A 26,570-nucleotide genomic window follows, 5' to 3' on the forward strand; every position below is an offset into this window, starting at 1 on the left:
CTGGGAGGAGCCGGATCCCGAACCGATGCCGCCGCCGCGTCCCGCCGCCCGGCGGCCGATGCCGGCCTTCGACGATTTCGAGGATGACGAGCCGCCCCCCCCGCCGCGGCCGCGCCGCCGCGCGGTCGATCCGGATGCCGGGCTGATCTCCCGCCGGACGGCGGAGGATGCCTCGCACCACCTGACCCATCTGGCGCGTGAGCTGGGCGACGACCTGTCCATCGGCCCGATGCCCATCGGCATCCGCACGGTGGAAGAGGTCGTGCGCGAACTGCTGAAGCCGCTGTTGAAGGAATGGCTGGACGAGAATCTGCCGACGGTGGTCGAGCGGCTGGTCCAGCAGGAGATCGACCGCATGATCCGGCGGTCGCAGAAATTCTGATCCTGTCTTCCCGAGACCCGCTTTTTTGATCCTTGGTTGAGACGTTTCTAGCGAAAGTTCGTGGTGATGTTGGAAAAGACGTACCGGCCCGCCGAGGTCGAGGAGAAGCACTACCGCCTGTGGGAAGAGTCCGGCGCCTTTGCCGCTCAGCCGCAGGGGAACGGCAAGCCCTACACCATCATGATGCCGCCGCCGAACGTCACCGGCAGCCTGCACATGGGCCATGCGCTGACCTTCACCATCCAGGACGTGCTGACCCGCTACAACCGCATGCGCGGCCGCGACGCCCTGTGGCAGCCCGGCACCGACCATGCCGGCATCGCCACCCAGATGGTGGTGGAGCGCAATCTGGCGAAGGACGGCAAGACCCGCCACGATTTCGGCCGCGACGCCTTCATCGACAAAGTGTGGGAGTGGAAGGCCGAATCGGGCGGCACCATCACCCGTCAGCTGCGCCGTCTGGGCGCCTCGCCCGACTGGCCGCGCGAACGCTTCACCATGGACGAGGGGCTGAGCCGGGCCGTCCGCAAGGTGTTCGTCGAACTGCACCGCCAGGGGCTGATCTACAAGGACAAGCGGCTGGTCAACTGGGACCCGAAGCTGCACACCGCGATCTCCGACCTCGAGGTCGAGCAGAAGGAGATCAAGGGCAACCTCTGGCACTTCCGCTACCCCATCGACGGGGAGGAGGGGCGCTTCATCGTGGTCGCCACCACCCGTCCGGAAACCATGCTGGGCGACACCGGCGTGGCGGTGCATCCGGAGGATGAGCGCTACAAGGACCTGATCGGCAAGATGGTCCGCCTGCCGCTGGTCGGCCGCCTGATCCCCATCGTCGGCGACGAATATGCCGATCCGGAGACCGGCTCGGGTGCGGTGAAGATCACGCCGGCCCACGACTTCAACGACTTCGAGGTCGGGAAGCGCTGCGGGCTCGAACAGATCAACATCATGGATCGCGATGCCCGGCTGAACGACAATGTTCCCGAGGCCTACCGCGGGCTGGACCGTTACGAGGCGCGCAAGAAGGTTGTTGCCGAACTTGAAGCGCTGGAGCTTCTGGAGAAGATCGAGCCGCACACCCACATGGTCCCGCACGGTGACCGCTCCGGCGTCGCCATCGAGCCGTGGCTGACCGACCAGTGGTATGTCGATGCCGCGACCCTGGCGAAGCCTGCCATCGAGGCGGTGGAGACCGGCAAGACGGTGTTCGTGCCCAAGCAGTGGGAGAACACCTATTTCGAATGGATGCGCAACATCCAGCCATGGTGCATCAGCCGCCAGATCTGGTGGGGGCATCAGATCCCGGCCTGGTACGGTCCGGACGGCATCTTCTTCGTCGAGGAGACCGAGGAGGAGGCGCGCGCTGCTGCGAAGGCGCATTACGGCAGCGATGTCGAGCTGACGCGCGATGCCGACGTGCTGGACACGTGGTTCTCGTCGGCGCTGTGGCCCTTCTCGACGCTTGGCTGGCCGGACCAGACGCCTGAGCTGGACCGCTACTACCCGACCGACGTGCTGGTGACCGGCTTCGACATCATCTTCTTCTGGGTCGCCCGGATGATGATGATGGGCCTGCACTTCATGAAGGACGTGCCTTTCCGCACCGTCTACATCCACGCCCTTGTCCGCGACGAGAAGGGCCAGAAGATGTCGAAGTCGAAGGGCAACGTCATCGATCCGCTGGAGATCATCGACCAGTACGGCACCGATGCGCTGCGCTTCACCCTGTCGGCGATGGCCGCGCAGGGCCGCGACATCAAGCTGGCGGTGAACCGGGTCGAGGGCTACCGCAACTTCGCCACCAAGCTGTGGAACGCCGCCCGCTACTGCCAGATGAACGGCTGCGATCCGGTCGCCGGCTACAAGCCGGTCGGGCTGACGCAGACGGTCAACCGCTGGATCGTCGGCGCGCTGGCCGATGCGGCGAAGAAGGTCGCCGAATCGATCGACGCCTACAAGTTCAACGAGGCCGCCGGTGCCGCCTACCAGTTCACCTGGGGCACCTTCTGCGACTGGTACATGGAGTTCACCAAGCCGATCCTCGCCGGCACCGACGAGGCGGCGAAGGCGGAAACGCGGGCGACCACCGCCTGGGTGCTCGACCAGATCCTGCACATCCTGCATCCGCTGATGCCCTTCATCACCGAAGAGCTGTGGGAGCAGCTGTCGCCGGCCCGCGCCAACCGGCTGATCTCGGCTGAATGGCCGGAGTTCGCCGCCGACAGCGTCGATCCGGCGTCGCGCGACGAGATGGATTGGGTTGTGCGGCTGATCACCTCGGTCCGCTCCATGCGGTCGGAGATGAACGTCCCGCCGGCGGCGCAGATCGAGCTGAAGCTGAAGGATCCGAACCCGGTCAGCCTCACGCGGCTGGACACCCACCGCGACCTGATCCTGCGCATGGCGCGGCTGTCGAGCGTAGAGCCGCTCCAGGGCGATGTGCCGAAGAGCAGCGTCCAGGCGGTGCTGGACGAGACGACGCTGGTTCTGCCCCTGGAAGGCATCGTCGATCTCGACAAGGAGAAGGCGCGCCTGTCCAAGGAGATCGACAAGCTGAGCGGCGAGATCAAGAAGATCGACGCCAAGCTGTCGAACGAGCAGTTCGTCGCCAAGGCTCCGGAAGAAGTGATCGAGGAGCAGCGCGACCGCCGCGAGGCCGCCGATCAGGCCCGCGACAAGCTGCAGAAGGCGCTGGAGATGCTGGCCGGCTGATGTGTGGGGAGGGGGCTTCGTTACAGGCCCCCTTCCCATCCGTCCGCTACAGCGTGAAGATCGCCAGCAGCACCAGCACCGCGATGACCCCGGCGATGCTGAGCTTCATGAATTTGGTGAAGGCGATCCATGTCGCCTGATGTGAGCGGACGGTCTCCGCACTGACCGGGTTGGGACTCACGGCCGCCATATCGATCAACCCTCCAACAGTTTCTTTTGCCCGCAAATTTTGACGCGGATGCACAGAAACGCAACAGATTCCGAGTGGAACCGTCAACCATGCCGGAAGGGTGGTGATCGGAAGGGACGGGCCCCTAGAGTGGCGGGTTCAGTGGCGGGTTCACCAGGGCCGCGAGGTCCGGAACCGGACCGTCGATCCGCACCAGATCGCCATCGACTCGGGCACGGCCTTCGGCGATCAGGCGGACGGCATGCGGATAGAGCCTGTGTTCCGACAAAAGGACGCGGTCGGCCAGGCTGTGGCCGTCGTCGCCGGGCAGGACCGGTACCGCCGCCTGGGCGATGATCGGACCCTCGTCCATTTCCGGACGCACATAATGCACGGTGCAGCCATGGAAGCGGACGCCGGCAGCCAGCGCCCGCTCATGGGTGTCCAGGCCCTTGAAGGAAGGCAGCAGGGACGGGTGGATGTTGATGAGCGCATTGTGCCATTGCCCGACGAACCAGGGCGACAGCAGGCGCATGAAGCCGGCAAGGCAGACCAATTGGACACCAGCCTCGCGCAGAGCGGCATCCATCGCCGCCTCGAAGGCCGGCTTGTTGCCGGGATAGTCGCGGTGGTCGACCACTGTGGTGGCGATCCCGGCGCCGGATGCACGTTCAAGGCCGAAGGCATCGGCCTTGTTGGACAGCACAAGCGCGATCTCGGCCGGGAAACCCGGCGCGGCGCAGGCGTCGATCAACGCCTGCAGATTGCTGCCGCGCCCCGAGATCAGGACGCCGAGCTTCAACTTGCTCATCAACAAATCCTTAGGCGTCCCTTACGCGGTCCAGGCCGCGTCCATGCCAGTGACGGTCACGCGGGCGTCGCCGTCCTTCAGAGCGGTGACGGTGCCGACGGTAAAGACCGTCTCGCCGCCCTCGCGCAGGATGTCGATGGCCTCGGCCGCCTTGTCGGCGGGAACCACGACGACCATGCCGAGGCCGACGTTGAAGGTGCGCGCCATCTCGTACGGAGCGATGCCGCCGGTCTTCATCAGCCAGGAGAAGACGGGGGGCAGGGTCCAGGCCGAGGCGTCGAGAACGACACCCAGCCCGTCCGGCAGGACGCGCGGAATGTTCTCGATCAGGCCGCCGCCGGTGATGTGGGCCATGGCACGAACCGTGCCGGCGCGCACCGCCTTCAGCGTGCTCTTCACATAGATGCGGGTCGGGGTCAGCAGGGCTTCGCCCAGCGTCTTCGAGGCATCCCACGGGCAGGCGGAGTCGTAGCCGAGGCCCGACTTCTCGACCAGCTTGCGCACCAGCGAATAGCCGTTGGAATGCACGCCGGTGGAGGCGAGGCCGAGAACCACGTCGCCGGCCTGCACGGCGGAGCCGGTCAGGGCATGCTGGCGTTCCACAGCACCGACGGAGAAGCCGGCGAGGTCGTAATCGCCCTCGGAATACATGCCGGGCATCTCGGCGGTCTCGCCGCCGACCAGCGCGCAGCCGGCCTGACGGCAGCCTTCGGCGATGCCGGCGACGATGTCGCGGCCGGCGGCCACGTCGAGCTTGCCGGTGGCGTAGTAATCCAGGAACAGCAGCGGCTCGGCGCCCTGCACCACCAGATCGTTGACGCACATGGCGACGAGGTCGATGCCGACCGTGTCGTGGCGGTTGGCGAGAATCGCCACCTTCAGCTTGGTGCCGACACCATCGGTCGTCGCGACCAGAAGCGGATCCTGGTAGCCGGCGGCGCGCAGATCGAACAGCGCGCCAAAACCGCCCAGGCCCGCGTCGGAGCCTGAACGCGCGGTGGAGCGGGCAAGCGGCTTGATCGCTTCGACAAGCGCGTTGCCCGCATCGATGTCCACACCGGCCTGCTTGTAGGCGTCGGACATGTTATAGGACTGGGTGCTGATGGTATCCTCGCTTGGGCTGAGCTATATACCGGGCCTTGGGCTCGGGCCGAACATACTCGAATCGGAAGGCTTTGCAATGCTCCACCGCCGCCGCGCGCCGCTCCTCGCCGGTCTTGCTGCCATGTCCACCGCTCTGGTCGTGTCGATGACCGGGCCGGCCGGGGCGCAGACCGGTTCTCCGCCGCCGGCCGCCGTCTCCGCCGCCACCTCCGCTGCCGCCGCCCCGTCCGCTGCAGACCCCTTCGCGGTGTCCGGCGTCCGGGTCGACATCAACGGCAGCAATCCGACCACCGTACGCGATCAGGCGATCCGCGAGGCGCAGGCCAAGGCCTGGGCGGAGCTGTACCGCCGGCTCGTTCCCGGCGGCGGCAACCCTCCGCGCCTGTCCGACGGCGAGATCGCCAAGCTGGTCCAGGGCTTCGAGATCGACGAGGAGAAGGTGTCGGCCAGCCGCTATGTCGGTGCCATCACCGTGCGGTTCCGGCCCAATGCGGTGCGCGATGCCCTCGGGCAGAGCGGCGGTGCCGCCCAGTATGTGGAGCCGCCGTCGCGGCCCTTCGTCATCCTGCCGGTGACGCTGACTGACGGGCGCACCATCCTGTGGCAGGACCGCACCCCCTGGCGCGCGGCCTGGGAGGCGCGGCAGCCCGCCGCCTCGCTGGTGCCGCTGGTGGTGCCGGACGGAGAACTGTCCGATGCCCAGGCGATCAGCGGCGAGGATGCCGTCGCCGGCAATGCCGACGCGCTTGCCCGCATCGCCCAGGCCTACAAGGCCGGCGGAGTGGTCGTCGCCCGCACCGATCTTCCGGCCAACGGCCCCGATCCGGCCCGCGGCCTGACGGTCGACGTCACGCGCTACGGGCTTGACGGCACGCGCGAGAACCAGACGGTGCAGGTCAAGGGCGGCGGCACCGCCGACGAGCTGCTGAACCGCGCCGTCGCGTCGGTCGGCACCCAGGTCGACGATTCGTGGAAGCGCGAGCACACCACTGCCACCGGGCCGGAGCAGAACACCCTCGTCCGCGTGCCGCTGACCGCGGTGAACGACTGGGTGGAAACGCGCAAGCGGCTGTCCGCCGTCAATGCGGTGACCCGCAACACCCTGATGTCGATCACCCGCAGCGAGGCGCTGGTCACCTTGACCTATCGCGGTGCGCCGGAGCAACTGGCCCAGGCGCTCGCCCGCCAGGATCTGGGGTTCACGCATGCCGCGCCGCCCGTCGCCGCCCCTGTTGCCGCCGGTTACCCCGCGCTGCCGGTTCCCTCGGCTGACTGGCAACTGACGCTGCTGCCGCGCGGGTCGGGTGCCGCGTCGGCCGGTGCCGTTCCGTCCGCGGCTTCGCCGATGGCCTCCCCGACGTCTCTGGCGCCGTCGGCGCCGATGGATGCGGGTGCCGTGGGCACGATGGGCGCCCCGCCGCGCAACCTGGGAACGCTGCCGGCGAAGAGCGCGCCGTGAGCGTACCCAACATCATCACGTTCCTGCGCATCGTGGCGGTTCCGGCCGCGATGTACATGATCCTCACCGGCAGGATGGAGTGGGCCTTCGCCCTCTTCGTCGCCGCCGGCCTGTCCGATGCGCTGGACGGCGCCATCGCCCGCATGTTCCGCGCGCGTACGGTGCTCGGCGGCTATCTCGATCCGCTGGCCGACAAGGCGCTGATCGTCGGGGTGTACATCGCCCTGGCCTGGGTCGGCACCATCCCGTTGTGGCTGGCTATGATGGTGGTGTTCCGCGACATCATGATCATCGGCGGCGTCATCCTGCTGTTCACGCTGAAGGAGACGCTGGCGATGCAGCCGCTCTACATCAGCAAGGTGAACACGGTGGTGCAGATCGCGCTGGCCGCCGCCGTGCTGGCGCCGCCGGCCCTGGGGCTGCCGGACATCCACCTGTATGGCTGGGAGCTGGTCGAGGTGCTGGTGTACGTCTGCACGGTGACGACGGTGCTGTCCGGTGTGCTGTACGCCCGGCGCGGCGCCCTGCTGTTCAACCGGCTCGGCGGCGTTCCGTGACGCCGGCCAAGCAGCTCCGCTTCTGGCTGATCGGCTTGGGGCTGTTCGTTCTGGCGCTGTGGCTGCTGGCTGACATGCTGCTGCCCTTCGTGGTCGGGCTGGCCATCGCCTATCTGCTCGACCCCGCGGTAGACAGGCTTGAGGCGGCGGGGCTGCCGCGTTGGCTCGGCACCACGCTCGTGCTGCTTGGCTTCGTGCTGGTCATGGTGCTGATGGCGCTGCTTCTGCTGCCGCTGGTGCAGGGGCAGGTCTCCCATCTGCTGGAGGTGCTGCCGAATTATGCGACTCTGGCGAAGGAACGGCTGATCCCGGCGCTGAACCGCTTCATCCACCGCCTGCCGGCCGACGATGTCGAGCGGCTGCGCGCTGCCGCCGGCAATTATGCCGGAGAGGTGGCGGGGCTGGTCGGGCGCGTCGTCACACGCATTCTGTCGGGCGGGCTGGCGTTGTTCGACATCGTCACCCTGATGTTCATCACCCCCGTCGTCGCCTTCTATATGATGCGCGACTGGGACCTGATGGTGGGAAAGGTCGATTCGTGGCTGCCGCGCCAACATGTCGAGACGGTGCGCGAGCAGGCGCGAGAGGTGAACGTCACCTTGTCCGGTTTCGTGCGCGGACAGGCAACAGTCTGCGTCGTGCTCGGCGTCTTCTATGCACTGGCGCTGTCGGCGGCGGGGCTGGATTTCGGGCTGGTGATCGGCCTGATGGCCGGGCTCCTGTCTTTCATCCCCTATGTCGGCACTCTGTTCGGCTTCTTCGCCAGCACCGGCCTTGCCCTGCTGCAGTTCGACGAGTTCTGGCGTGTCGCCATCGTCATCGGCATCTTCCTGTTCGGGCAGGCGGTGGAAGGCAATGTCCTGACGCCGAAGCTGGTGGGCGACAAGGTAGGGCTGCATGCGGTGTGGGTGATGTTCGCCCTGCTGGCGGGAGGCAGCCTGTTCGGATTTGTCGGCGTGCTGCTGGCGGTTCCGGTGGCTGCGGTGATCGGCGTGTTGACCCGCTTCGCCTTGCGACAGTATCTCTCGAGCCCGTACTACCGCGGCACTGACGCGGAACGCTGATGGGTGTGTCCGCATGAGCTTGCCGGCGCAGATACCGCTCGACCTCGGGCACCGGACGGCGATGGGCTGCGAGGACTTCCTTGTCGCACCCAGCAACGCCGATGCCGTGGCGTGGCTGGACCGCTGGCCGTCCTGGCCGGCACCGGCGCTGACGCTGTACGGACCCGCCGGCTGCGGCAAGACCCACCTGTCCCAGGTCTGGCGCGCCCGCAGCCATGCCCTGGTGACCCGCGGCGATGCCCTCGAGTCGGCAACGGTGCCGTCCCTGCTGGCCCCCGCCAATGCCGTGGTCGTCGAGGATGCCGACATGGTTGCCGGAAAGCCGGAGCGGGAACAGGCGTTGTTCCATCTCTACAACCTCGCCCGCGAACAGCGGGGCCATCTGCTGCTGCTGTCACGCAAGGCGCCGTCGCACTGGCGGACGAAGCTTCCCGATCTGCGGTCGCGCATCAAGGGCGCGCCGGCGGTCGAGGTCCGGCCGCCCGACGACGCGCTGCTCGCCGCGGTTCTGGTCAAGCTGTTCGCCGACCGCCAGTTGCGGCCGGGGATGGAGGTCATCACCTATCTGCTGGCGCGGATGGAGCGGTCGCTCGATTTCGCCCGCCGTCTGGTGGCGGCGCTGGACCATGCGTCGCTGGCTGCCCATCGCGGCGTGACCGTGCCGTTGGCCCGGGAAGTCCTTTCGGAACTGCAACGGACGGAACCGCAACGATCCGGTTCCAAAACGACCCTCTGACACCGACAAGGGAAGAGACGACCATGGATTTGGGTATCGCCGGCCGCCGTGCCATCGTCTGCGCCGCCAGCAAGGGGCTGGGCCGCGCCTGCGCCTTCGCGTTGGCCCGCGAGGGCGTGCATGTCACCCTGACCGCCCGCAACGCCGATGCGCTGGAGGCGACCGCCGAGGAGATCCGCAAGGCGACCGGCGTCACCGTCACCACCGCCGCTGGAGACATCTCGACGGAGGAGGGGCGGGCCGCGGCGCTCGCCGCCTGCCCGGAGCCGGACATCCTGATCAACAACGCCGGCGGCCCGCCGCCGGGCGACTTCCACGACTGGGACCGCGAGGATTGGATTCGCGCGCTGGACGCCAACATGCTGACGCCGATCTTCCTGATCAAGGCGACGGTGGACGGCATGATGTCACGGGGGTTCGGCCGGATCGTCAACATCACCTCGGCCGCGGTGAAGGCGCCGATCCCGATTCTGGGTTTGTCGAACGGTGCCCGCACCGGTCTGACCGGCTTCGTCGCCGGCCTGTCGCGCCAGACGGTGAAGCACAACGTCACCATCAACAACCTGCTGCCCGGCCCCTTCGAAACCGACCGCTTGCGCAAAACGATGGAAGGCGGTGCCAAGGCCGGCGGACGCAGCATCGACGAAGAGATGGAACTGCGCCGCAAGTCGAATCCCTCCGGCCGATTCGGCGATCCGGAGGAATTCGGGGCTGCCTGTGCCTTTCTTTGTGCAGCAAGCTCCGGTTTCATGACCGGGCAGAACATCCTTTTGGATGGCGGAGCCTTCCCCGGCACGATGTAACCTGCGGTATCGGGAGACGGGCCGCTGCCGCGTCTCAAGTTTGTCTCTCCAATTCGCAATAAAATCCGCCCATCGTCACAGGCCATTAAGAAACGGCGACGGGAAGGGGTGGTCCAGCATCGGCTTGGACGCCGCTTCCCCGGTCCGCCGGTCGGCAAAACGCGGCAGTGCCGCGGCGACCGGACAACGGCTTTTGCGAGCCACTGGCACAGGAACGATGAGCATGCAGCAGAGTGTGGCGGCCCCCGCGGTCTACACCGACCTTGGCCGCGTCATGGAGAGCATTACCCGGCGCTTCCTTGACGTGCTTCGGATGGAACTGGCCCGCATCGGCGTGACCGACCTCAGCCCGACACAGGCGCTGATGCTGCTGCACATAGGCACCGAGGAACTGTCGGTCCGCGACCTGCTGGAGCGCGGCTATTATCTGGGCTCCAACGCGTCCTACAATCTGAAGCATCTGGTGGAGGCGGGCTATGTCGATCGCAGCCCGTCCCAGCGCGACCGGCGGGCTGCCCGGCTCAAGCTGTCCGCCCAGGGGCTTGCCACCTGCGAAGCGCTGAAGAAACTGGAAGCGACGCGCGCCGACACCCTGCTGCGGACCGACAGCGACGGTGCCGACTTCGAAACCACCTATCGCACGCTGCGCCGGCTGGAACGCGCCTGGACCGACCTGATCCGATATGACGACGCCGATCCGGCCTGACGGAATCCTGCATTCGACACGTAACTTTCCAACCTCCTGTCCGTTCGATCTGTGTCCGGAATGGAACACCTGAGTCCGTAACGGGAACATAGATGGAACTGACCGGTTGCCGTTCTGCGTCCGTTCTGATAGCTCTATCAGAACAAGACGCGAACAACGGAGGTTGGCATGTCGGTTCTGGCTTTCCTGCGCGAATGCATGACCCTCGCCTTTTTCCTGGCTGTGCTCTACGGCTGGGCCACGGTCGGACCGATACTGATCGGCTGAGGATGGCCGGGATGCGCCCGAGGGTTTCGGGGGCGCATCCCTTCGAAAGAGGTCCCCAAAGGGGGAATGCCGCGTCGGTATTATATCCGAAATCCCAGCCCACCCCGGCCGGCGCAGCGCTTACATCGGGAACACGCGGACCCGTCCCTGGCCCATTCGAGAAGCCGAAAGGGGGGCGGTTCCGCGAACGCCGACAACGCGTGGGGATTGGGACGGATGCGGAATTTCTTTCGAAAGCGTCGTTCGGCCGCTGTGGCCGACGAGCGCATGCCGGCTGCCGGTGGCGGCCTTGGTAATCCGGGCATCACCGGTGGCGGCCTTGGTTCGAACCCGCTGACCGGCGGACCGGGCATGGGCGGTCCCGGCGTCGCAGGGCCTGGGATGGGCAATGCCGGGGCCGGTGGCCTTTCCAATGGACCGGGATTCGCCCGGCCCGGTGGGGCTCACCTGCGTCCGGTGGACGGGAACATGGGCAGCGGCATCGGTACCGGCATCGGTGTCCGTGCCGGATTCGAAGCGATGCGCGGTCCGGCAGCGCCGCGGCTGCCCGATATCATCGACAACGAGGCCACCGGCGACCGCCGCGGCCACATGTTCCCGCAGCCGGGCGGCCAGGATGCCGGGGGCGAGCACGACCTGCCGCGTTTCACCATGTCCGTCAACGGTGGCTATCGTGGCGGCATGGGTGCCAATGCGCCGGCCATGCTGAAGGGCCTGACGCCGGAGCTGAACGGCCTGCTGCGCGAAGCCTTCACCCCGACCCGGCCGAAGCAGCAGCTGAACGGCCTGTTCATCGGCCGCAACGACACGCTGCGCCGCATCATCTCGGCCATCGAGGAGGAGCGGGCGCACGTCATCCTTTATGGCGACCGTGGCCGCGGAAAGACCTCCGTCGCCAATGCGATCGAGAAGATCGCCGGGCAGGCGGGCTATCTGTCGCTGAAGCTGACCTGCAGCGGTGAACTGAGTTTCGAGGACATCTTCAGGCACTTCCTGAAGAAGATCCCGTCGACCTATTACCGTTCGGCTCTCGACAATCCGTTTGCGGCACGGCGCAACTTCGCCAGCCTGAACGAGCTGCTGCCGGACGGCACCTTCAGCGTCACCGAGCTGAACGAGGTTCTGTCGGGCATCCACGCCACCCATGTCCTCCTGATCCTGGACGAGTACGACCGCGTCCAGGACGAGGATTTCCGCAACAAGCTGGCGGAGCTGTTCAAGAACCTGACCGACAGCTCGATCCCGGTCACACTGCTGGTGGTCGGCGTCGCCGAGAATCTCGACCAGCTTCTGGGCAAGCATCCGTCGATCCAGCGGTCGCTGGTTCCGGTTCATCTGCCGTTGATGACCGATCAGGAGATCGGCCGGCTGATCCAGGCCGGTGCGCAGAATGCCGGCATCGAGTTCGCCCCCGACGTGGTGCGGCGGATCGCAGAGTTCGTGCGTGGCCTGCCCTATTACGCCCAGCTTCTCGGCCTGCATGCGGCGCGTAGCGCCGTCAGCCGCGGAAGCAAGCTGGTAGAGCGGCCGGATCTGGCCTATGCCGTCGCCCGCTGCCTGCAGGAAGCCGAGCGCGGCATTGTCGAGAGCTACGCCCGTGCGCTGGCTGCCGACCGTCGGGCCGAACTGGAGGACGCGCTGCTGGCTGCGGCGCTGTGTCCGGCCGATGCCTATGGCGTATTCGATCCCAAGGATCTGGCTGGTGACAGCGGAGAACTGCCGAGCGCCTCGACGCTCGACCTGCTGAAGCGCCTGACGCGGGAGGACCATGGCGGCGTCCTGGCCCCGGTGGTCGAGCCGGGACTGGAGCGCTACCGCTTCCGCAACCAGATGATGCGCCAATATGTCCTGATGCGTCAGGCCAGCGAGCGCGGCCAGATCTGATCCATCCCCGATCAGGCCGTCCTTCGGCCCTTCCCCGGCAACGGGGGAGGGCCATTCTTTCATGGTGGACCCTTTTGCACAGCGGGTCTCTTGGCAGGCGGTGGGGCGTTACAGAAACGCCGCCCGCCGCTGGCCGCTGGCCTTCTGCCATGCCCATTCGACCACGACGCTCAGCAGCCGCTCCAGCGACGGCTTCACCTCCGCCGCCAGTGTCGGGCGGAAGTGATAAGGGGAGTCCTCTTCCATATAGGTGGACTGGGTCAGCTCAAGCTGGATGGCGTGGATGTTCTCTTCCGGCTGGCCATAGCTGCGGATGATGAAACCGCCGCGCAGGCGGCCGTTCAGCGCGGCTGAATAGCGCTCCGATGCCGAAAGCACATTCATCAGCCGGACGACCAGCGGCTGGGCGGCGCTGCTGCCGTCGCCGGTGCCCAGGTTGAAGTCGGGCAGGGTGCCGTCGAAGAAGCGCGGAACCGTGCTGCGCACCGAATGGGCGTCGAAAAGGATCGCCACGCCATAACGGTCGCGCAAGGCGCGCAGCTCGCTGCGCATCTGCTCATGATACGGACGCCAATAGGCGCCGACCCGCCGCTCGATCTCAGCACGGTCGGGCTCCAGTCCCGGTCGATATATCGGTGCGCGGTCGAACGTCGTCAGGGGGCAGATTTCGGTGGGGTCTTGCCCCGGCTGCGGCAAGACGCCGTCGGGATCGCGGTTGAGGTCCACCACATAACGCGAGCACAGCGCCGTCAGGAAACCGATTCCGAGCGCGGGGGCGAAGTGGTACAACCGGTCCAGATGGCGGTCGACGTCGGGCTGCGCCAGCCCCTCCGGCGTCATCGCTGAGGCGATGTCCGGCGGAATCATGGTCCCGACATGCGGAATGCTGAGCAGGACCGGGGTTTCGCCCGGCTGGAAGCGGAAGGTTTCCATGGCTCGTCTCGTCATCGGAACGGCTTGCGCCGCACTGTGTGCAGTGCGGCAGGGGCAGCGGTGGGACTATGACGGGCGGTGCCGCACCCCGTCAAACAGATTGCGTTTTTTTGAAAGGATGGGGATGCCGGGTTGGTGGAAACCTATCCTTACGCGTTCCATTTCCTGCTGCGCCCGGCAGAATTGCCGGTTGACCTTGAACTGCGCTTGCCGGAGACTTTCGCGCAATCGGCGACCGCCCAACAGAAGGCATCGCCCCGCACCGGACACAGCTGTTCCTCGGATAGTTCCCAGGCGACCGGACAAAAGACTTCGACAACACACGGCGCCCCGATTTCGCAGCCCCGGTGACGAAGCAACGCAGCAGGGGAGAAGCGACCATGACCACCACCACCCGTCTTGGCACGGCCATGCCCGGCCGGCGCCAGATTTTGTTGCCGCTTGCGCTCGCCCCCGTCGCCGGCTGGGCCGTTTGGGCTGCCGGAACGCCGGAGGCGCCGAGCCACCCCGCCGGCCCCTTTCATCTGCCGCTGGACGAGTCCACGGCGATCTGGCGCGACCTGGGCGCCGTGCGGATGGGCGGTCTGGCCGGCGATCCGCAATTTCCGGTGAAGGTGTCGGCGTTGGACGGCCGGCCGGTCAACGTGCGCGGCTTCATGGTGCCGCTGACCGACGGCGCCGCCCACAACCGCTTCATCCTGTCGGCCAATCCGATGGGCTGTCCCGCCTGCGAAAGCCCAGGGCCGGCGACCATGATGCATGTCCACACCGCCATCGCCCTGCCGGCGACGCGGGAACCGCTGACCCTGACCGGAACCTTGCGGCTGCGCCCGCAGGAGGGATTGTTCTATCGCCTGGACCGCGCCGAGCAGCGCTGGGCCTGAGCCACGCGGCCGATTTTCGCGTGGGGCGGCCATGACGGTGGCCGCTGCACGGACGGGTGCGCTGTCGATGGCGGCAGCCCTGCTTCTCTATGGCGGCCTCAGCGTGCCGGCGCCGCCGGTCCTGCGAGGGGTGGAACTGTCCATCGGCCTTTTGATCCTGCTGTCGATCGGTTGGAAGTGGCCGCTGGCGGTGGCGAGTGGCCATGCGCTGCGGACGCCCACCGGCGCTGGATGGATGCCGTCCGGCATGGAATGGATGCCGGTGGCGGTTGCGGCATTCGCCTGGCTGCTGTGGGTGCCGTTGCTGCGCGGGGCGGCGCTGGGGTGGGACGCGGTCGATATCCTGCGCGACGTCGTGCCCCTCTTGTACCTGTTCCTTCCCGTGCTTCTGGTGCCGGCGCTGCGCGCCGCGGGGCGAACCGGCGTGCGTGCGCTGGCCGGTGGGCTTGGCATTGCCGGCCTGCTGCTGGCCTTGCGCTGGTGGCGGCAGGCGGATTGGGGGTTCGGCGCCATCGGACAGCGGGCGATGGCCGACGGTGGCGCCTATCTGCTCAATGCGCCTGCGGTGCTGTTCGCCACCGTGCTCCTGCCGGCGACGGCCTTGTCGTTGATCGGCACCGGCGGCCGGTTCCGTCATTGGCTTGCCGCCATTCCCTGTACCGTCGGCGGGACTCTCTGCCTTGCCGCGCTCGCCGGAGCGGTCCACCGCACCGCATTGGGGCTGGCGCTGCTGTCGCTGGCGCTGATCGCCCTGTGGTGGGCGCGGCGGCAGGCGTGGCTGGCCTTGCCTCTGCTGATCGGTCTGGGGCTGGCGGTTGCCGTCGGTGGGGATGCGCTGGTCGGAGCGTGGCAGCAGGCAGCGGAGAAGACGCGGCTGACCGGGATCAATGCCCGGTGGGAAGAAGCGGCGGCGGTGATCGAGCATGCCGTCGCCTCTCCCTGGGCACTGCTGTTCGGTGACGGCTGGGGCGCGCGGATCGCCAATCCGGCGGTGGGCGGCTGGCGGGTCAGCTATACCCACACTCTGGCGAGCTATAGCCTGCTGAAGACCGGACTGTGCGGCATGGTGGCGCTGGCGGCCTATCTCGGCGCGCTGGTCAGGCCCTGGTGCGGGCTGCTGGCGGCCGATCCACCGCTGGCCCTGGCGGTGGTGCCGCCGCTGGCGATGGCGCTCTGCCTCCACACCAGCTTCAAGTACCTCGATACCGGCGTCATCCTATCCCTGATGCTTTTTGCGGCCGAGTGCAGGAAGGGGTTGTCTGAACCTTAGAGGATCTTCATACTTTCGCGTGTAATTCACGCTTCGGTGCGCCGTGCCGCTCGACCAACCGTCCATCATTTTCGTCAACCGGGTGTTCCCGCCCGACCGCGGGGCGACCGGCCGTTGCCTGTCGGATTTGTCCGGGCGAATCGCGGCCGCCGGCTGGCGGGTGACGGTGGTTGCGGATGGCGAGCCGGTCGGCGACAAGGCGGTGAACCGCGCTGTCCCGGATGGGGTCACGCTCATCCGTACCGGCCGCAGGGTGGCGGAGGGTGAGCGGCCCGACGCGCGCGCCTATCTCGAGGCGCTTTGCCGACTCACGGCTCAGGCCCTGCGCCTGCCACGCCATGACCTCGTCGTGACGATGACCGATCCGCCGATGCTGGCGCTGGCCGGCCCGGTTTTGGCTGCCCGCCATGGTGCGGCGTCGCTGCACTGGTGCCAGGATCTTTACCCTGACCTTCTTCCGGTGCTGGGCGTGCGGATGCCGGACCTGCTTCTCCGCGTGGCCGGGCGTGGCATGGCGCGGGCATTGCGGCGGCAGGGTGGGGTGATCGCTATTGGGCGCTGCATGCGTGAACGCATCGTCGCATCCGGCGTGGCGGCGGATCGGGTGACCCTGCTGCCCAACTGGCCCGACCCGGCGATCCGTCCCCTGGAGAAGGCCGGCAACGGCGTCCGCCGCTCGCTGGGGTTGACGGAGGGCGACGGCCGCTTTCTGGTGGCCTATTCCGGGACGTTGGGGCTCGCCCATCCGATGGACGGCGTGCTCGAAGCGGCGGTCCGGCTGCAGCACAGCGATCCATCCGTGATTGTCCTGCTGGTCGGTGAGGGCAGGGGATTCACTGCGGTGGAAGAGGCTGCGCGCCTCCGGGGGTTGCGCAACCTGCACCGGCTTCCCTGGCAGCCTGCCGACCGGCTGGCGGAGTGCCTGTCCGGCGCCGACCTGCATCTGGTGGCGATGGACCCGGCGGCGGAGGGGCTTCTGGTGCCGAGCAAGCTGGCCGGGGTGCAGGCGGCCGGCCGGCCCTGCCTGTTCCTGGGACCGGCCGGAAGCGAGGCGGCGGCGCAAATGGATGGATGCGGCATGGTGATCGACCCGTTCGACGGGGCCGCCATTGCCGAAGCCGTGCGCGCCTATGCCGCCGCCCCCGATCGCTGCGCCGCGGAGGGGAAGCGCGCCGCCCGCAAGACCGAAGCCTGGACGGCCGACCGTGCCGCTGCGGCCTTCGTCGGACTGGCCGAACATCTGGTCGACGCACGCCGTGCCGTCCGGCCCCTGTTGGGAAGGCCGTTGCCCTATGCCTGACGGCGTCATCGCCCCGCGTCACACCCAACCCCCGCCGCATGCTATGACGCTGGCTCTGCCGATGGCCGGAGGGGAGGGCGACCTGCTTAGCTTCGTCCGCACCCTGCGGACCGGCTGGCGCTGGTTGGTCGGCGGCTGGGTGGGCGGTCTGGTGCTGGCGGTGGCGGCTCTGTGGCTGGTGACGCCGGCCTATACCGCGGCAATGGTGATCGGCCCGACGGCCCGGGTCGGCTCCGCCGCGATGGGTGCCAGGGTACCGACGCTCAATGGCCGCGACTCCGCCGGTGTTGCCGAGCCGGGGGCGGGGGACGAATCGCTGTCCGACTTCGCCCGCTATCTTGAACTGTTCGGTTCGGGACCGGTGGCCGACCGTCTGGCTGCGGACCCCGCCATTCTGCGCGCCCTGTTTGCCGAACGCTGGGATGCGGAGGCGGAGCGTTGGCGTCCGCCGCCCGGATTGTTCCCGACGGTAAAGCGGGCTTTGCTGGCATTGGTCGGGCGCGAGGATTGGGTTGAGCCGGACGGCGACCGCGTGGCGCGTGCCCTGCGTGATCGGCTGGTTGTCGACATGCTGCGGTCGGGTCCGATGCGGCGGATCACCTTCCGCCATGCCGACCGGGCAATTGCAGTGGAACTGCTCGGGCGGATCGCCGCAGCCACCGACGCCCATCTGCGCGCGGAGGCCGCTCGGCGAAGTGCCGCCCAGATCGCCCACATCAAGCTTCGTCTCGGCGCCGTCACCGTGGCGGAACACCGGCAGGCGCTGAGCGACCTGCTGCTGGACCAGGAGCGGGTCGCGATGATGATCGGCGTCGATCTGCCCTTTGCCGCCGACATGATCCAGCCGCCGGCCGCCGCCACCCTGCCGGACTGGCCGAACCCGGCCGTGGTGATTCCGCTGGCCGGGCTGGTCGGGCTTGTCGCAGCCGGATTCGCCCTATCCGCGTCCCATGCCCTGCGGAGGGAACGGACGACGGGGGTGGAGGCGCCGCCATGAGGATTTCCACCATGCCTGCGCCCGCCATGACCGCCATTCCGGTCTCCGTGGTGGTGATGACGCGCAACGAGGCGGCGAACCTGCCGCATTGCCTGCCGGCGCTTGCCCGATTCGCCGAGTGTTTCGTGGTAGACAGCGGCAGCGATGACGGTACGCCGGACATCGCACGATCACACGGCGCCCGCCTGGTCCCCTTCCGCTGGAATCGCCGCTACCCCAAGAAGAAGCAGTGGTGCCTGGATACTCTGCCATTCGCCCATGACTGGGTTCTGTTCGTCGATGCCGACGAGCGGCTGACGGCGGAACTGGTTGAGGAGATCGCCCGGCTGATGGCGTCAGGCCCGGCCTGCGCGGCCTACTGGATCGATGGCAGACCGGTCCTTCGCGGCCGGCGGCTGCGTTTCGGCTGCTGGAATCGCAAGCTTGCTTTGTTGGACCGTCGGCGCACGCGCTTTCCCGATCAGCCCGACCTGGATATCGCCGCGATGTGGGAGGTGGAGGGGCATTACCAGCCGCAGGTGGCCGGCACGACCGGCCGGCTTTGCCACCCGATGGACCATGAGGATGCCAAGCCGCTCTCGGCCTGGTTCGACCGCCACAACCGCTACTCCGACTGGGAGGCGGCAATTCGTGCCGATGGTCGGATGGAGCGGCTGATAACGGGTGAACCGGATGTCGGTTCCAGCGCCTTTCCCAGCCTCCGCGCCCTCATCGGCCGGCGCATGCAGAAGCGGCTTTTCCAGCGACTGCCGGGCCGGCCGCTCTTGGCATTTCTGCATGCCTATGTGCTGCGCCTTGGCGTCCTCGATGGCGCAGCCGGGCTCGACCACGCGCTGGCGCGCGCGTTTTACTATTGGCAGGTCGGGCTCAAGATGCGGTCGGCGGCAATGGGAGCGGGAGCGTTCGACCGTTTCCCGTCCATTCGCGCCGCTTCCGAGTCTGTCCGGACTGTCCGTCCGGCCGGCGATCCTTACTCTTCGAGCAACGCGATCCGGTCGCCACCCAGCGCCTTGAGCAGGTCGAAGGTCCGCTTGCGCACACCCGGATCCTCGATCCGGTAATAGGCGCGCACCAGTTCCAGCGTCTCGCGGCGGGCCATCGATTCGAACTCGTCCGTCTCGCTCATCGCCTCGGCCGGGACTTCGGCGGCAATCTGGTCAGGCGACGGCATGTCGTCGAAGAAGTAGCTGACCGGCACACCGAGAACCTGGGACAGGTTGTAAAGGCGGCTCGCGCTGATGCGGTTCGACCCACGCTCGTACTTCTGGAGCTGCTGGAAGGTGATCCCGACCGCTTCGCCCAGCTTCTCCTGGCTCAGGCCAAGCAGGGTCCGGCGAAGCCGCAGGCGGGCTCCGACATGGATGTCGATGGGGTTGGGACCTTCGCCGCGGCGCGACAGGGTGTGGGCGGGGGCGAGTTTGGTCTTGGTCGCGCTCATAAGTCGTACCTCGAAAGGAAAGCCAGAGGGAAGGCGCCGCGAGAATGCTTAGTTCAGAAAGTAAATTCTATGCAACCATTTGTGCGTATCAACGGTCCGTTTGGGTGGAAGGGGGAGGAAGAGAGCGAAAGACATTAAATTTCAGGGCATCGGAAACGTAATTTCGCGTAGAGAGCGGGAAGATGGTGGCGTAATGCCAGTGCGACTCGTTGAGCCATGGCGATCATTGCGGCGTGTGCGGCTCCATGGCTGAAGTGCCGTCGTCGAATCGCTGTTTGCTCATGTCGGCCAGCGGTTGCGTCGCGCTGCGACAGGCCACCGGCCGCGAACAGACAGACCGGCCAGTGCAGCCGTTCAGCCCGTCCGCGCTTCAGCACCGACAAGGTGAAGTCATAATCGGCCGCGATCCGGTAACCGGAGTCGAAGCACAGCCCTGCCAGTGCGGACACGGAGTAGATCATCGCCTGATGGTGGGTGAACATGCCCAGCGATGCCCAGCGGTGGGAGCGGGCACGCTTCAGCAGGATACGTCCGTCACCCAGCCGTTCCAGCGCATCGCCATAGAGAAGGGCGCAGTCGGGATGCCGGGCAATCGCTTGCAAAAGCCGCATGCCGCTGCCCAGCTCCGCCAGCCGGTCGCCGGCGTTCAGAAACAGCACATGGCTGCAGCCCAGCCTGCCCGCGGCGGCGAGCGCATCGTTCATCGCATCGTACAGTCCCGAGTCGCGGGCTGAGCGCCACCACAGCGGGACATCGGCATGGCCCGCCAGCCACTCCGCCGTTCCATCGGTGGAGGCGCCGTCGGCGACCAGCCAGACGATGCCGGGACCAAGCTCCCCGCGCAGGCTGTCATAGGTGTCGGCCAGTCCGGCGCAGTCGTTGCGGACCACGGTCAGGATGGCGAGTCGGAGCGGGGCGGGCGGCGTCATCGCGTGATCACCGAAATCGAGGCGGCAGTGATCGCCAGCTGGCTCAGGATGTTGCCGACGGCCTTGGTGGCATCCAGCCCGTCGAAGGGACGAGGGTCGCGTGGCACCACCAGGATCGACCCGGGCGGGATGATCTCCACCCGATGATTCCAGGAGGACAGCGCCAGCGGCCGAGCCCGGCCGTCCGGCAGGACTAGGAAGCTTCGGCCGGTGTCGGCATCGCGGGTCGGTCCGCCTGCCTCGTTCAGGTAATCCTCGGCACCCTTGCCGCTGACGAATTGCGCCGCGGTCGGATGCAGAACTTCGCCCGACACCGCCACGGTCAGCGGTCGCTTCGGGATCACGATCCGGTCATCGGGTTCCAGCAGCGGGTCGAGAGCCGGCCGGCTGCGCAGGATAGCTGGATCCGCCTCCACCACCACGCGGCCGAGCGGTTCGGCCGCGCGGAGTTGGGCGGCGAGCTGGCGGGCCAGCGCAACATTCTCCGCCTTCACCGGCTCGCCCTTTTCCACTTCCAGCGCCAGCGTGCGCTCCAGTTCGCGCGCTTGCAGCTGGAACTGTTCTTTCTCGCGGCGGCGTTCGCTCTCGCGGGTCAGCACGGCCCCGGCCGGATAGGCGTCGTCGATCAGGCCGCCGGCCCGCGCGATCAGGGAGGACAGTGTCTCGCCACGGCCGATGTCGTAGCGGCCGGGGCGGCGCACCGCCCCCTCGATGGCAACCGCGCGGGCCTCCAGGGCCTGTGGGAGCGGGTTGATCCGCAGCGCATCGCCGGGGCCGATCCTGCGGGTGCCGTCGTGGGTCAGGTCGATGGCGTTGCGTGTGCCGTTGGCGGCCGTCAACTCCGCCACCGTGGGGTCGGCGTCGGTGGACAGCCCACCTGCCGCCGCGACCAGGGCCGCCAGCGGCGTGAGGTCGGCGACCGGATAACCGCCGGGATCGCGCACGGCGCCACGCAACTGGACGGTCCGCTCCCCAATCACCGCGACGATGGCCGGATCGAGCACGGCCGCCAGCATCGGCGGTTCGGACTCATCGTCCGCCTTGCTGTCTGTCTTGGATTCGGCGGGCTTCACCAAGCCGCGGATATCGTCGGCGGCGAACAGGTGAATGCGGTCTCCATCGCTCAGGGCACGGTCGGCACGTCCGGCAGCCACCTCCTGCGGGGAGAAGGGCAGATAGGCGCGGGTCAAGGTCCGGCGGTCATAGCGTTCGACGATGCCAAGCAGCGGATACACGTCGCGCTTCAGCGCCTTGCCCTCCGCCAGAGCCTGACGCAGCGTGGCTCCTGCCGGCAACCTGCGGGTGCCGGGCCGGCGGACATGGCCGATCAGCTCATACTGAGGCGCTTCCGATTCGACGATGGTCTCGCGCGCGCCGGCGCTCTCCGGCCCATCGGCCACGGGATAGAAGCCGGGCCGCGGCGCTCCGGTCAGGCGCAGAACGGAGTGGCGCAAAGCCAGGGGCAGCAGATCCGGTACCGTCGCGAACAGGGGCGGGCAGGGAGTGCGGGAACCGGTCAGCGTGGCGGCGGCGCGTGCCTGCGGACCGGTGGCGAGGGAACCGGCCGGCTCCGCCGCCAGGATGCGGGCCAGCGCGACCAGACCGGGACAGGCATCCTGCGGCGGCTGGCGTTCGCCGCGCAGCAGGGCCAGCACCGCCTCCGACGTCAGGAAATCGACGTCCGCGGTCCCCAGGACATAGAGCGTGTCGCCTTCCGAAAGCTGCCGGCGATCGCGTCCGCTCAGAACGGCCGACAGATTGACTGGCCGCAGGCTGCGTGCCGCCGTGGCAGGGGCCGTGCTTTCCAGGGCGGCGAAGGGAAAATAGGCCGATGGGCGCAGGTCCGCACGGGAAAGCAGTCCTGACAAGGATTTAGCCCGGGTCAGCGCGCGCGGGCCGGGGCGCAGCACATGTCCGTCGAGCCGAACCTCGCCGCGGCGGTCTTCCCGTTCCGGCGCGATCAACAGAAGGTCGCCGTCACCGAACCGCTTGGCATCGGGGTCGGCAATCTCTTCCGTCGTTTCCTCGCCCGACGGCCCGATGCCGAATCGCACAAGCCGGCCGCGGCCGGGCCGCAGCGCGCCACCGGCGAGGTCGCGCATCTGCGACGCCGACAAGGGGCCACCATCCGGCGGCAATTCATAAATGCCCGGCCGTTTCACCGGTCCGGCAACCGCGACGGTGGCGCCGAGCGGCGGGACGAACAGGCGGTCACCGTCACGCAACGGCATATCCGCGTTGCCGGTGGCACCGGCGATTTGCAGGGCGTAGAGGTCCACCATGACCGCACCGCCGGACCGCATCAGCCTGACCGCGCGCAGGCTGCCGCCGCGATCCACACCGCCGGCGGCCAACAGCGCATCGAGCGCGGTGGCGAAGGCGCTGATCTCCTGCCGGCCAGGGCGGTGGACGGCGCCGGTGACCAGCACGCCGATCCGCCGCACCTCCGCCAGCGAGGCGAAGGCATCGGTGCTTGGCCAAGTGGCGGCGACGGTGGCGGTCAAGTCGCGCCGCAGGGCGTCCAGCGTCAGGCCGGCAGCCGTCAGCGGTCGCAAATCGTCCACCACCAGCTGGCCGTTTCGGTCGACGGTAAAGCGTTTGCTGAAGGATTTCTGGCCGCGCAGGGTGACCAGAACGGTGTCGCCGGTGTTCAGGACATAGTCGCCCTGGATGGCGCCGGGCGCGGCCTCGGTCGCCGAAGCCGGATCGGTGGTGGAGGCGAAGAGGTCATAGCCGAACTGGCGCAACGGTTCTCCCGCACGGGTGGAGAAGGCCGCCTCCAGGGGGGAGACCGTCGATGCCAGCTGTGGCTGCGGCAATGGTGGATCGCCCCGCGTGGGCCCGGCGGCCGACACGGCGCACGCCCACATAATCAACGCCGCCCCGGGCGCAATTCGGGCGAATATCCTGCACGCGGCAGCCAACATGGATGTCCAATAACCCCAGCAACCACCCGCACAGCGCGAGTGATCAGCGTTGAACACTATCGCGTGCAATAGGCCGAAAGGCAATGGCCTGCGTCCGGGGCGCCATGCAAAAGGGTGGCATCCGTGGATGGTGGGGCGGCGCTATGATGAGGCTGCCTTCCGCCGGTCCAAACCTTTCCGGGACGGCGAAACAGTCAAGGAAGCCAACGGCGTGATCGTCATCCACAGCGAAGAGCACCGGCTGCAGGCCGGCCGGTCCGAACTCAACGACGGCCAACTCGTTCCCTGCTACGAGAAGCCCGCGCGTGCCGACATCGTCCGGGCGCGGATCGAGGCGGTCGGGCTGGGGCCGGTCGTGGAGCCCACCCGTCACGGCATCGCCCCACTGGAACGGGTGCATGATGCCGGCTATCTCGGCTTTCTACAGACCGCGTGGGACGACTGGGTGGCGGAGCATGGTGCTGACATCGACGCGCTGCCGCTGAACTGGGTGGCGCCGGGAATGTCGCGGCGGCGGGTGCCCCGGTCCATCGACGGGCGGCTCGGCTTCTACTCCTTCGACGCGGGGACGCCGATCACCGCGGGCACCTGGCGGGCCGCGACATCCGCAGCCGACAGCGCACTGACCGGCGCCGACCGGCTGCGGGCCGGTGATCGCAGCGCCTTTGCGCTGTGCCGTCCGCCGGGCCATCATGCCGGCCACGCCTTCTATGGCGGCTATTGCTTCTTGAACAACGCGGCCATCGCGGCGCAATCCCTGCGCGACGGCGGGGCTGCGCGCGTGGCGGTGCTGGACGTCGATTATCACCACGGCAACGGCACCCAGGAGATCTTCTGGGAGCGTGGCGACGTGCTGTTCGTGTCGATCCATGCCGATCCGGCCGACGAGTTCCCCTATTTCTGCGGTCATGCCGATGAGACCGGAGCGGGTGCCGGGGAAGGGGCGAACCTGAACCTGACGTTGCCCTGGGGGACCGACTGGAACGCTTACGCCCAGGCTCTGGCCGTCGCGGCGGCACGCATCCGGGAGTTCGGCGCAGACGCGCTGGTGCTGTCGCTGGGTGCGGACACCTATGGCGGCGACCCGATTTCCCGCTTCCGCCTGTTGTCGGAGGATTTCCTGCGCATGGGCGCTGCCATCGCCGGACTCGGCCTGCCGACCCTGTTCGTGATGGAAGGCGGTTATGCCGTCGATGATCTGGGCGTCAATGTCGCCAATGTCCTGACCGGCTTCGAGCAGGTTTGAGGCGGAGGGATGGTCGCAGGGATGTCCATACCGTTGCCGGTGCGGACGAATCGCCCTAAATTGATGGGAAGTTCGGCATCTGAGTGAGGATGCGGGCGGTGGCTGCCGACCTTTCCATCTCCAGCCCGTCGATCGGAACCTATTCCACCCCGCGCAGCGTGCCGCTGCGGCGGGACGGGAAGAACGCATCCGGTGCTCAGGAATCCGGCGCTCAGGATGGCAAGAGCGGCTCCGCCGACAGCGTTACCCTGTCCGACGCAGCCCGGCAGCAGGTCCAGAAACTCAAGCAGGCCGACACCAGCGTCCGCCAGCATGAGGCGGCGCATCAGGCTGCCGGCGGTGCCCATGCCGGCGGCGCCTCCTTCACCTTTACCCGCGGTCCGGACGGCAAGAACTACGCCACCGCCGGCGAGGTGCCGATCGATGTCAGCGCCGAATCGGAACCGGCGGCCACCGTCGCCAAGATGGAGCAGGTCAAGGCCGCGGCGCTCGCACCGGCCGATCCCTCGCCCCAGGACTTGCGAGTCGCCGCACAGGCCGATGCGGCGAAGCTGCAAGCCCAATCCGAACAGCGCCGGCAGGGTGGCGATACGGCATCCGCCCGCGCTGCCGCCGCCTATGGCGCGGCACAGGCACTCGGCAATGCGGGACGCAATTCCGGATCAGGGAAGGGGCTGACGGTCTGACGCCGCGGCAGCCAGCGCCCGCCGTCAGCGTAAGCTCCCTCTCAACCGGTCAGCGACGCGGGGTGGTTTCGCCGTCCAGCGTCAGCAGGGCGCCATACAGCTCCGGCCGCCGGTCGCGGAAGAGCCCCCAGGAGGCGCGCTGCGCTGCGATACGGTCGAGGTCGAAGCTGGCGGTCAGGACCGTCCGGCTCTCGCGGTCGGCCTGCGCGACGATCTCCCCCTGCGGGCCGGCGATGAAGGACGAGCCATAGAAGGTCAGCGCGCAGCCTTCCCCCTGCTCAACCCCGACGCGGTTGGAAGCCACCAGCGGCATCAGGTTGGCGCCGGCGTGGCCCTGCATCACCCTGGTCCAGTGGCCCTGGCTGTCGATGGAGGAATCCTGCGGTTCCGACCCGATGGCGGTGGGATAGAGCAGGATCTCCGCCCCTTTCAGCGCCATGACGCGCGCCGTCTCCGGGAACCATTGGTCCCAGCAGATGGCGCAGCCGACCGTGGCGTAGCGGGTCTTGAACACCTGGATGCCGCTGTCGCCGGGGCTGAAATAGAACTTCTCCTGATAGCCGGGGCCGTCGGGAATGTGGGACTTGCGATAGACGCCCAGCAGGCTGCCGTCCGCATCGACCATGGCCATCGAGTTGTAATAGGCGTTGCGGGCCTTTTCGAAGAAGCTGACGGGGATGACCACCGACAGCTCCCGCGCAAGGGCCTGCATCCGTCCGATCACCGGGTGACCTTCAACCGGCGCGGCCAGTTCGAACAGCGACTGCTTCTGGTCCTTGCAGAAATAGGGGGTCTCGAACAGTTCCTGCGGCAGGACGATCTGCGCGCCCTTGGCGGCAGCCTCGCGAATCAGCGATTCGACGCCATCGACATTGGCGGCACGGTCCCAGCTGCAGGCCATCTGGGTGGCGGCGACGGTGACGGTACGGGACGAAGGGACGGTCGGCGAAGCGGTCATTGCGGGTTCACGGCTCCTGTGAAGGGCGGTTCGGTGCTTGTGTGACCAAAGGTCGCGGCAGTTGCAAGCGGTCGGAAGGGAATTCTCAATAATTTAGCGAAATATTCATTTAACGTTCTGGCGCTGTACGAATTGCCAAATAAAACCGATCCAATCGGCAATCATCATATCGATCATCATATGCGGATATGGTGTCTGCCGACTGCGCCAAAAAGATGGATGTGACACAAGTCCGCCATGCGAAGAGTCGGTGGACGTGTTCTGCTTATGCTGCCGGCGATTCGGATGACCAAAGCGGGCATATCATTGCATGCCGGCGACCGATGGCTGCGCAATTGATTTGCG

The 26,570-nt window shown here is 67.5% G+C and carries 24 protein-coding genes; 16 read left to right on the forward strand and 8 right to left on the reverse strand.

Translation table 11 applies throughout. The features are described from left to right. Window positions 1-382: DUF2497 domain-containing protein (locus GBZ48_RS29325; protein WP_174474247.1), on the forward strand; the 382-nt coding region annotated here is incomplete at its 5' end. A gap of 66 nt (window positions 383-448) precedes the next feature. Then, the gene (locus GBZ48_RS29330) at window positions 449-3,097 is read left to right on the forward strand and encodes a valine--tRNA ligase (RefSeq protein ID WP_174474248.1); all 2,649 of its coding nucleotides are present in this window, start codon (window positions 449-451) and stop codon (window positions 3,095-3,097) included. A 46-nt stretch (window positions 3,098-3,143) separates the two neighbouring features. Here the strand turns inward: GBZ48_RS29330 and GBZ48_RS29335 are convergent, their stop codons facing one another. The 3 genes from GBZ48_RS29335 to purM form a co-directional block, all read right to left on the reverse strand. Next, window positions 3,144-3,287 carry an aa3-type cytochrome c oxidase subunit IV gene (locus tag GBZ48_RS29335; RefSeq protein ID WP_109051686.1) on the reverse strand — a complete coding sequence of 48 codons (144 nt, stop codon included), beginning with the start codon at window positions 3,285-3,287 and terminating at the stop codon, window positions 3,144-3,146. A 124-nt stretch (window positions 3,288-3,411) separates the two neighbouring features. After that, window positions 3,412-4,077 (reverse strand): phosphoribosylglycinamide formyltransferase, encoded by a 666-nt coding sequence (gene purN / locus GBZ48_RS29340; RefSeq protein ID WP_174474249.1) that lies wholly within the window; start codon window positions 4,075-4,077, stop codon window positions 3,412-3,414. A 21-nt stretch (window positions 4,078-4,098) separates the two neighbouring features. Beyond that, window positions 4,099-5,160 carry a phosphoribosylformylglycinamidine cyclo-ligase gene (gene purM / locus GBZ48_RS29345; protein ID WP_109051688.1) on the reverse strand — a complete coding sequence of 354 codons (1,062 nt, stop codon included), beginning with the start codon at window positions 5,158-5,160 and terminating at the stop codon, window positions 4,099-4,101. 97 nt (window positions 5,161-5,257) lie between these two features. Between purM and GBZ48_RS29350 the strand changes: the two genes are divergently transcribed. From GBZ48_RS29350 to GBZ48_RS29380, 7 genes are all read left to right on the forward strand, one after another. Then, window positions 5,258-6,640, forward strand: a complete 1,383-nt coding sequence (locus tag GBZ48_RS29350; RefSeq protein ID WP_174474250.1) for a DUF2066 domain-containing protein — start codon at window positions 5,258-5,260, stop codon at window positions 6,638-6,640. Continuing rightward, entirely contained in the window at window positions 6,637-7,197 is a 561-nt protein-coding gene (locus tag GBZ48_RS29355; protein WP_109051690.1) for a CDP-alcohol phosphatidyltransferase family protein, read from the forward strand. Before GBZ48_RS29350 ends, GBZ48_RS29355 begins: the two co-directional genes overlap by 4 nt. Next, complete coding sequence (locus GBZ48_RS29360) at window positions 7,194-8,261, forward strand: AI-2E family transporter (protein WP_174474251.1); 1,068 nt, start codon at window positions 7,194-7,196, stop codon at window positions 8,259-8,261. Before GBZ48_RS29355 ends, GBZ48_RS29360 begins: the two co-directional genes overlap by 4 nt. 13 nt (window positions 8,262-8,274) lie before the next feature. Continuing rightward, window positions 8,275-8,997: an HdaA/DnaA family protein gene (locus GBZ48_RS29365; protein WP_174474252.1), complete on the forward strand. Its 723-nt coding sequence runs from the start codon at window positions 8,275-8,277 to the stop codon at window positions 8,995-8,997. A gap of 23 nt (window positions 8,998-9,020) precedes the next feature. Next, the gene (locus GBZ48_RS29370) at window positions 9,021-9,800 is read left to right on the forward strand and encodes an SDR family oxidoreductase (RefSeq protein WP_174474253.1); all 780 of its coding nucleotides are present in this window, start codon (window positions 9,021-9,023) and stop codon (window positions 9,798-9,800) included. Between the two features lie 217 nt (window positions 9,801-10,017). After that, window positions 10,018-10,506 carry a MarR family winged helix-turn-helix transcriptional regulator gene (locus GBZ48_RS29375; protein WP_109051694.1) on the forward strand — a complete coding sequence of 163 codons (489 nt, stop codon included), beginning with the start codon at window positions 10,018-10,020 and terminating at the stop codon, window positions 10,504-10,506. Between the two features lie 534 nt (window positions 10,507-11,040). Further along, on the forward strand, window positions 11,041-12,657 hold the full coding sequence (locus tag GBZ48_RS29380; RefSeq protein WP_246307543.1) for an ATP-binding protein: 1,617 nt from the start codon (window positions 11,041-11,043) through the stop codon (window positions 12,655-12,657). 108 nt (window positions 12,658-12,765) lie between these two features. On the opposite strand, the gene hutG is transcribed toward GBZ48_RS29380, so the two are convergent. Beyond that, the gene (gene hutG, locus GBZ48_RS29385; RefSeq protein ID WP_174474254.1) at window positions 12,766-13,590 is read right to left on the reverse strand and encodes an N-formylglutamate deformylase; all 825 of its coding nucleotides are present in this window, start codon (window positions 13,588-13,590) and stop codon (window positions 12,766-12,768) included. Window positions 13,591-13,970: 380 nt separating this feature from the next. Between hutG and GBZ48_RS29390 the strand changes: the two genes are divergently transcribed. From GBZ48_RS29390 to GBZ48_RS29410, 5 genes are read left to right on the forward strand one after another with little or no spacing between them, the layout of a single operon-like run. Then, window positions 13,971-14,474, forward strand: coding sequence for a hypothetical protein (locus tag GBZ48_RS29390; protein ID WP_174474255.1), 504 nt, complete (start codon window positions 13,971-13,973; stop codon window positions 14,472-14,474). A gap of 31 nt (window positions 14,475-14,505) precedes the next feature. Continuing rightward, the gene (locus GBZ48_RS29395; RefSeq protein WP_174474256.1) at window positions 14,506-15,744 is read left to right on the forward strand and encodes a hypothetical protein; all 1,239 of its coding nucleotides are present in this window, start codon (window positions 14,506-14,508) and stop codon (window positions 15,742-15,744) included. Window positions 15,745-15,787: 43 nt separating this feature from the next. After that, the gene (locus GBZ48_RS29400) at window positions 15,788-17,044 is read left to right on the forward strand and encodes a glycosyltransferase family 4 protein (protein ID WP_343049716.1); all 1,257 of its coding nucleotides are present in this window, start codon (window positions 15,788-15,790) and stop codon (window positions 17,042-17,044) included. Further along, entirely contained in the window at window positions 17,037-18,041 is a 1,005-nt protein-coding gene (locus tag GBZ48_RS29405; RefSeq protein ID WP_174474257.1) for a GumC domain-containing protein, read from the forward strand. The genes GBZ48_RS29400 and GBZ48_RS29405 overlap by 8 nt, the downstream gene beginning before the upstream one ends. Then, window positions 18,038-19,102 carry a glycosyltransferase family 2 protein gene (locus tag GBZ48_RS29410; protein WP_246307544.1) on the forward strand — a complete coding sequence of 355 codons (1,065 nt, stop codon included), beginning with the start codon at window positions 18,038-18,040 and terminating at the stop codon, window positions 19,100-19,102. The genes GBZ48_RS29405 and GBZ48_RS29410 overlap by 4 nt, the downstream gene beginning before the upstream one ends. Here the strand turns inward: GBZ48_RS29410 and GBZ48_RS29415 are convergent. The 3 genes from GBZ48_RS29415 to GBZ48_RS29425 form a co-directional block, all read right to left on the reverse strand. After that, entirely contained in the window at window positions 19,012-19,479 is a 468-nt protein-coding gene (locus GBZ48_RS29415) for a helix-turn-helix domain-containing protein (RefSeq protein WP_109051699.1), read from the reverse strand. The genes GBZ48_RS29410 and GBZ48_RS29415 overlap by 91 nt on opposite strands. Before the next feature lie 134 nt (window positions 19,480-19,613). Next, window positions 19,614-20,408 carry a glycosyltransferase family protein gene (locus GBZ48_RS29420; protein WP_174474258.1) on the reverse strand — a complete coding sequence of 265 codons (795 nt, stop codon included), beginning with the start codon at window positions 20,406-20,408 and terminating at the stop codon, window positions 19,614-19,616. Continuing rightward, entirely contained in the window at window positions 20,405-23,227 is a 2,823-nt protein-coding gene (locus GBZ48_RS29425; protein WP_246307545.1) for an SLBB domain-containing protein, read from the reverse strand. The genes GBZ48_RS29420 and GBZ48_RS29425 overlap by 4 nt, the downstream gene beginning before the upstream one ends. Window positions 23,228-23,546: 319 nt before the next feature. On the opposite strand from GBZ48_RS29425, the gene GBZ48_RS29430 reads away from it, so the two are divergent. Beyond that, complete coding sequence (locus GBZ48_RS29430; RefSeq protein WP_174474259.1) at window positions 23,547-24,581, forward strand: arginase family protein; 1,035 nt, start codon at window positions 23,547-23,549, stop codon at window positions 24,579-24,581. 89 nt (window positions 24,582-24,670) lie between these two features. Beyond that, the gene (locus GBZ48_RS29435) at window positions 24,671-25,267 is read left to right on the forward strand and encodes a putative metalloprotease CJM1_0395 family protein (protein ID WP_174474260.1); all 597 of its coding nucleotides are present in this window, start codon (window positions 24,671-24,673) and stop codon (window positions 25,265-25,267) included. A 49-nt stretch (window positions 25,268-25,316) separates the two neighbouring features. Here the strand turns inward: GBZ48_RS29435 and aguB are convergent, their stop codons facing one another. After that, window positions 25,317-26,225 (reverse strand): N-carbamoylputrescine amidase, encoded by a 909-nt coding sequence (gene aguB, locus GBZ48_RS29440; protein ID WP_174474261.1) that lies wholly within the window; start codon window positions 26,223-26,225, stop codon window positions 25,317-25,319. Window positions 26,226-26,570 lie beyond the last annotated feature (345 nt).

The sequence above is a fragment of the Azospirillum melinis genome (assembly GCF_013340935.1).
GTDB classification, from domain to species: Bacteria; Pseudomonadota; Alphaproteobacteria; order Azospirillales; family Azospirillaceae; genus Azospirillum; species Azospirillum melinis.

Bases quoted from the DNA above. Each gene is read 5' to 3' on its own strand.
- hutG (WP_174474254.1), bottom strand. From the start codon at position 13,590: ATGGAAACCTTCCGCTTCCAGCCGGGCGAAACCCCGGTCCTGCTCAGC.
- GBZ48_RS29390 (WP_174474255.1), top strand. From the start codon at position 13,971: ATGACCACCACCACCCGTCTTGGCACGGCCATGCCCGGCCGGCGCCAG.
- GBZ48_RS29395 (WP_174474256.1), top strand. From the start codon at position 14,506: ATGACGGTGGCCGCTGCACGGACGGGTGCGCTGTCGATGGCGGCAGCC.
- GBZ48_RS29335 (WP_109051686.1), bottom strand. From the start codon at position 3,287: ATGGCGGCCGTGAGTCCCAACCCGGTCAGTGCGGAGACCGTCCGCTCA.
- GBZ48_RS29330 (WP_174474248.1), top strand. From the start codon at position 449: ATGTTGGAAAAGACGTACCGGCCCGCCGAGGTCGAGGAGAAGCACTAC.
- GBZ48_RS29380 (WP_246307543.1), top strand. From the start codon at position 11,041: ATGCCGGCTGCCGGTGGCGGCCTTGGTAATCCGGGCATCACCGGTGGC.
- aguB (WP_174474261.1), bottom strand. From the start codon at position 26,225: ATGACCGCTTCGCCGACCGTCCCTTCGTCCCGTACCGTCACCGTCGCC.
- purM (WP_109051688.1), bottom strand. From the start codon at position 5,160: ATGTCCGACGCCTACAAGCAGGCCGGTGTGGACATCGATGCGGGCAAC.
- GBZ48_RS29375 (WP_109051694.1), top strand. From the start codon at position 10,018: ATGAGCATGCAGCAGAGTGTGGCGGCCCCCGCGGTCTACACCGACCTT.
- GBZ48_RS29370 (WP_174474253.1), top strand. From the start codon at position 9,021: ATGGATTTGGGTATCGCCGGCCGCCGTGCCATCGTCTGCGCCGCCAGC.
- GBZ48_RS29420 (WP_174474258.1), bottom strand. From the start codon at position 20,408: ATGACGCCGCCCGCCCCGCTCCGACTCGCCATCCTGACCGTGGTCCGC.
- GBZ48_RS29350 (WP_174474250.1), top strand. From the start codon at position 5,258: ATGCTCCACCGCCGCCGCGCGCCGCTCCTCGCCGGTCTTGCTGCCATG.
- purN (WP_174474249.1), bottom strand. From the start codon at position 4,077: ATGAGCAAGTTGAAGCTCGGCGTCCTGATCTCGGGGCGCGGCAGCAAT.
- GBZ48_RS29405 (WP_174474257.1), top strand. From the start codon at position 17,037: ATGCCTGACGGCGTCATCGCCCCGCGTCACACCCAACCCCCGCCGCAT.
- GBZ48_RS29435 (WP_174474260.1), top strand. From the start codon at position 24,671: ATGCGGGCGGTGGCTGCCGACCTTTCCATCTCCAGCCCGTCGATCGGA.
- GBZ48_RS29410 (WP_246307544.1), top strand. From the start codon at position 18,038: ATGAGGATTTCCACCATGCCTGCGCCCGCCATGACCGCCATTCCGGTC.
- GBZ48_RS29415 (WP_109051699.1), bottom strand. From the start codon at position 19,479: ATGAGCGCGACCAAGACCAAACTCGCCCCCGCCCACACCCTGTCGCGC.
- GBZ48_RS29365 (WP_174474252.1), top strand. From the start codon at position 8,275: ATGAGCTTGCCGGCGCAGATACCGCTCGACCTCGGGCACCGGACGGCG.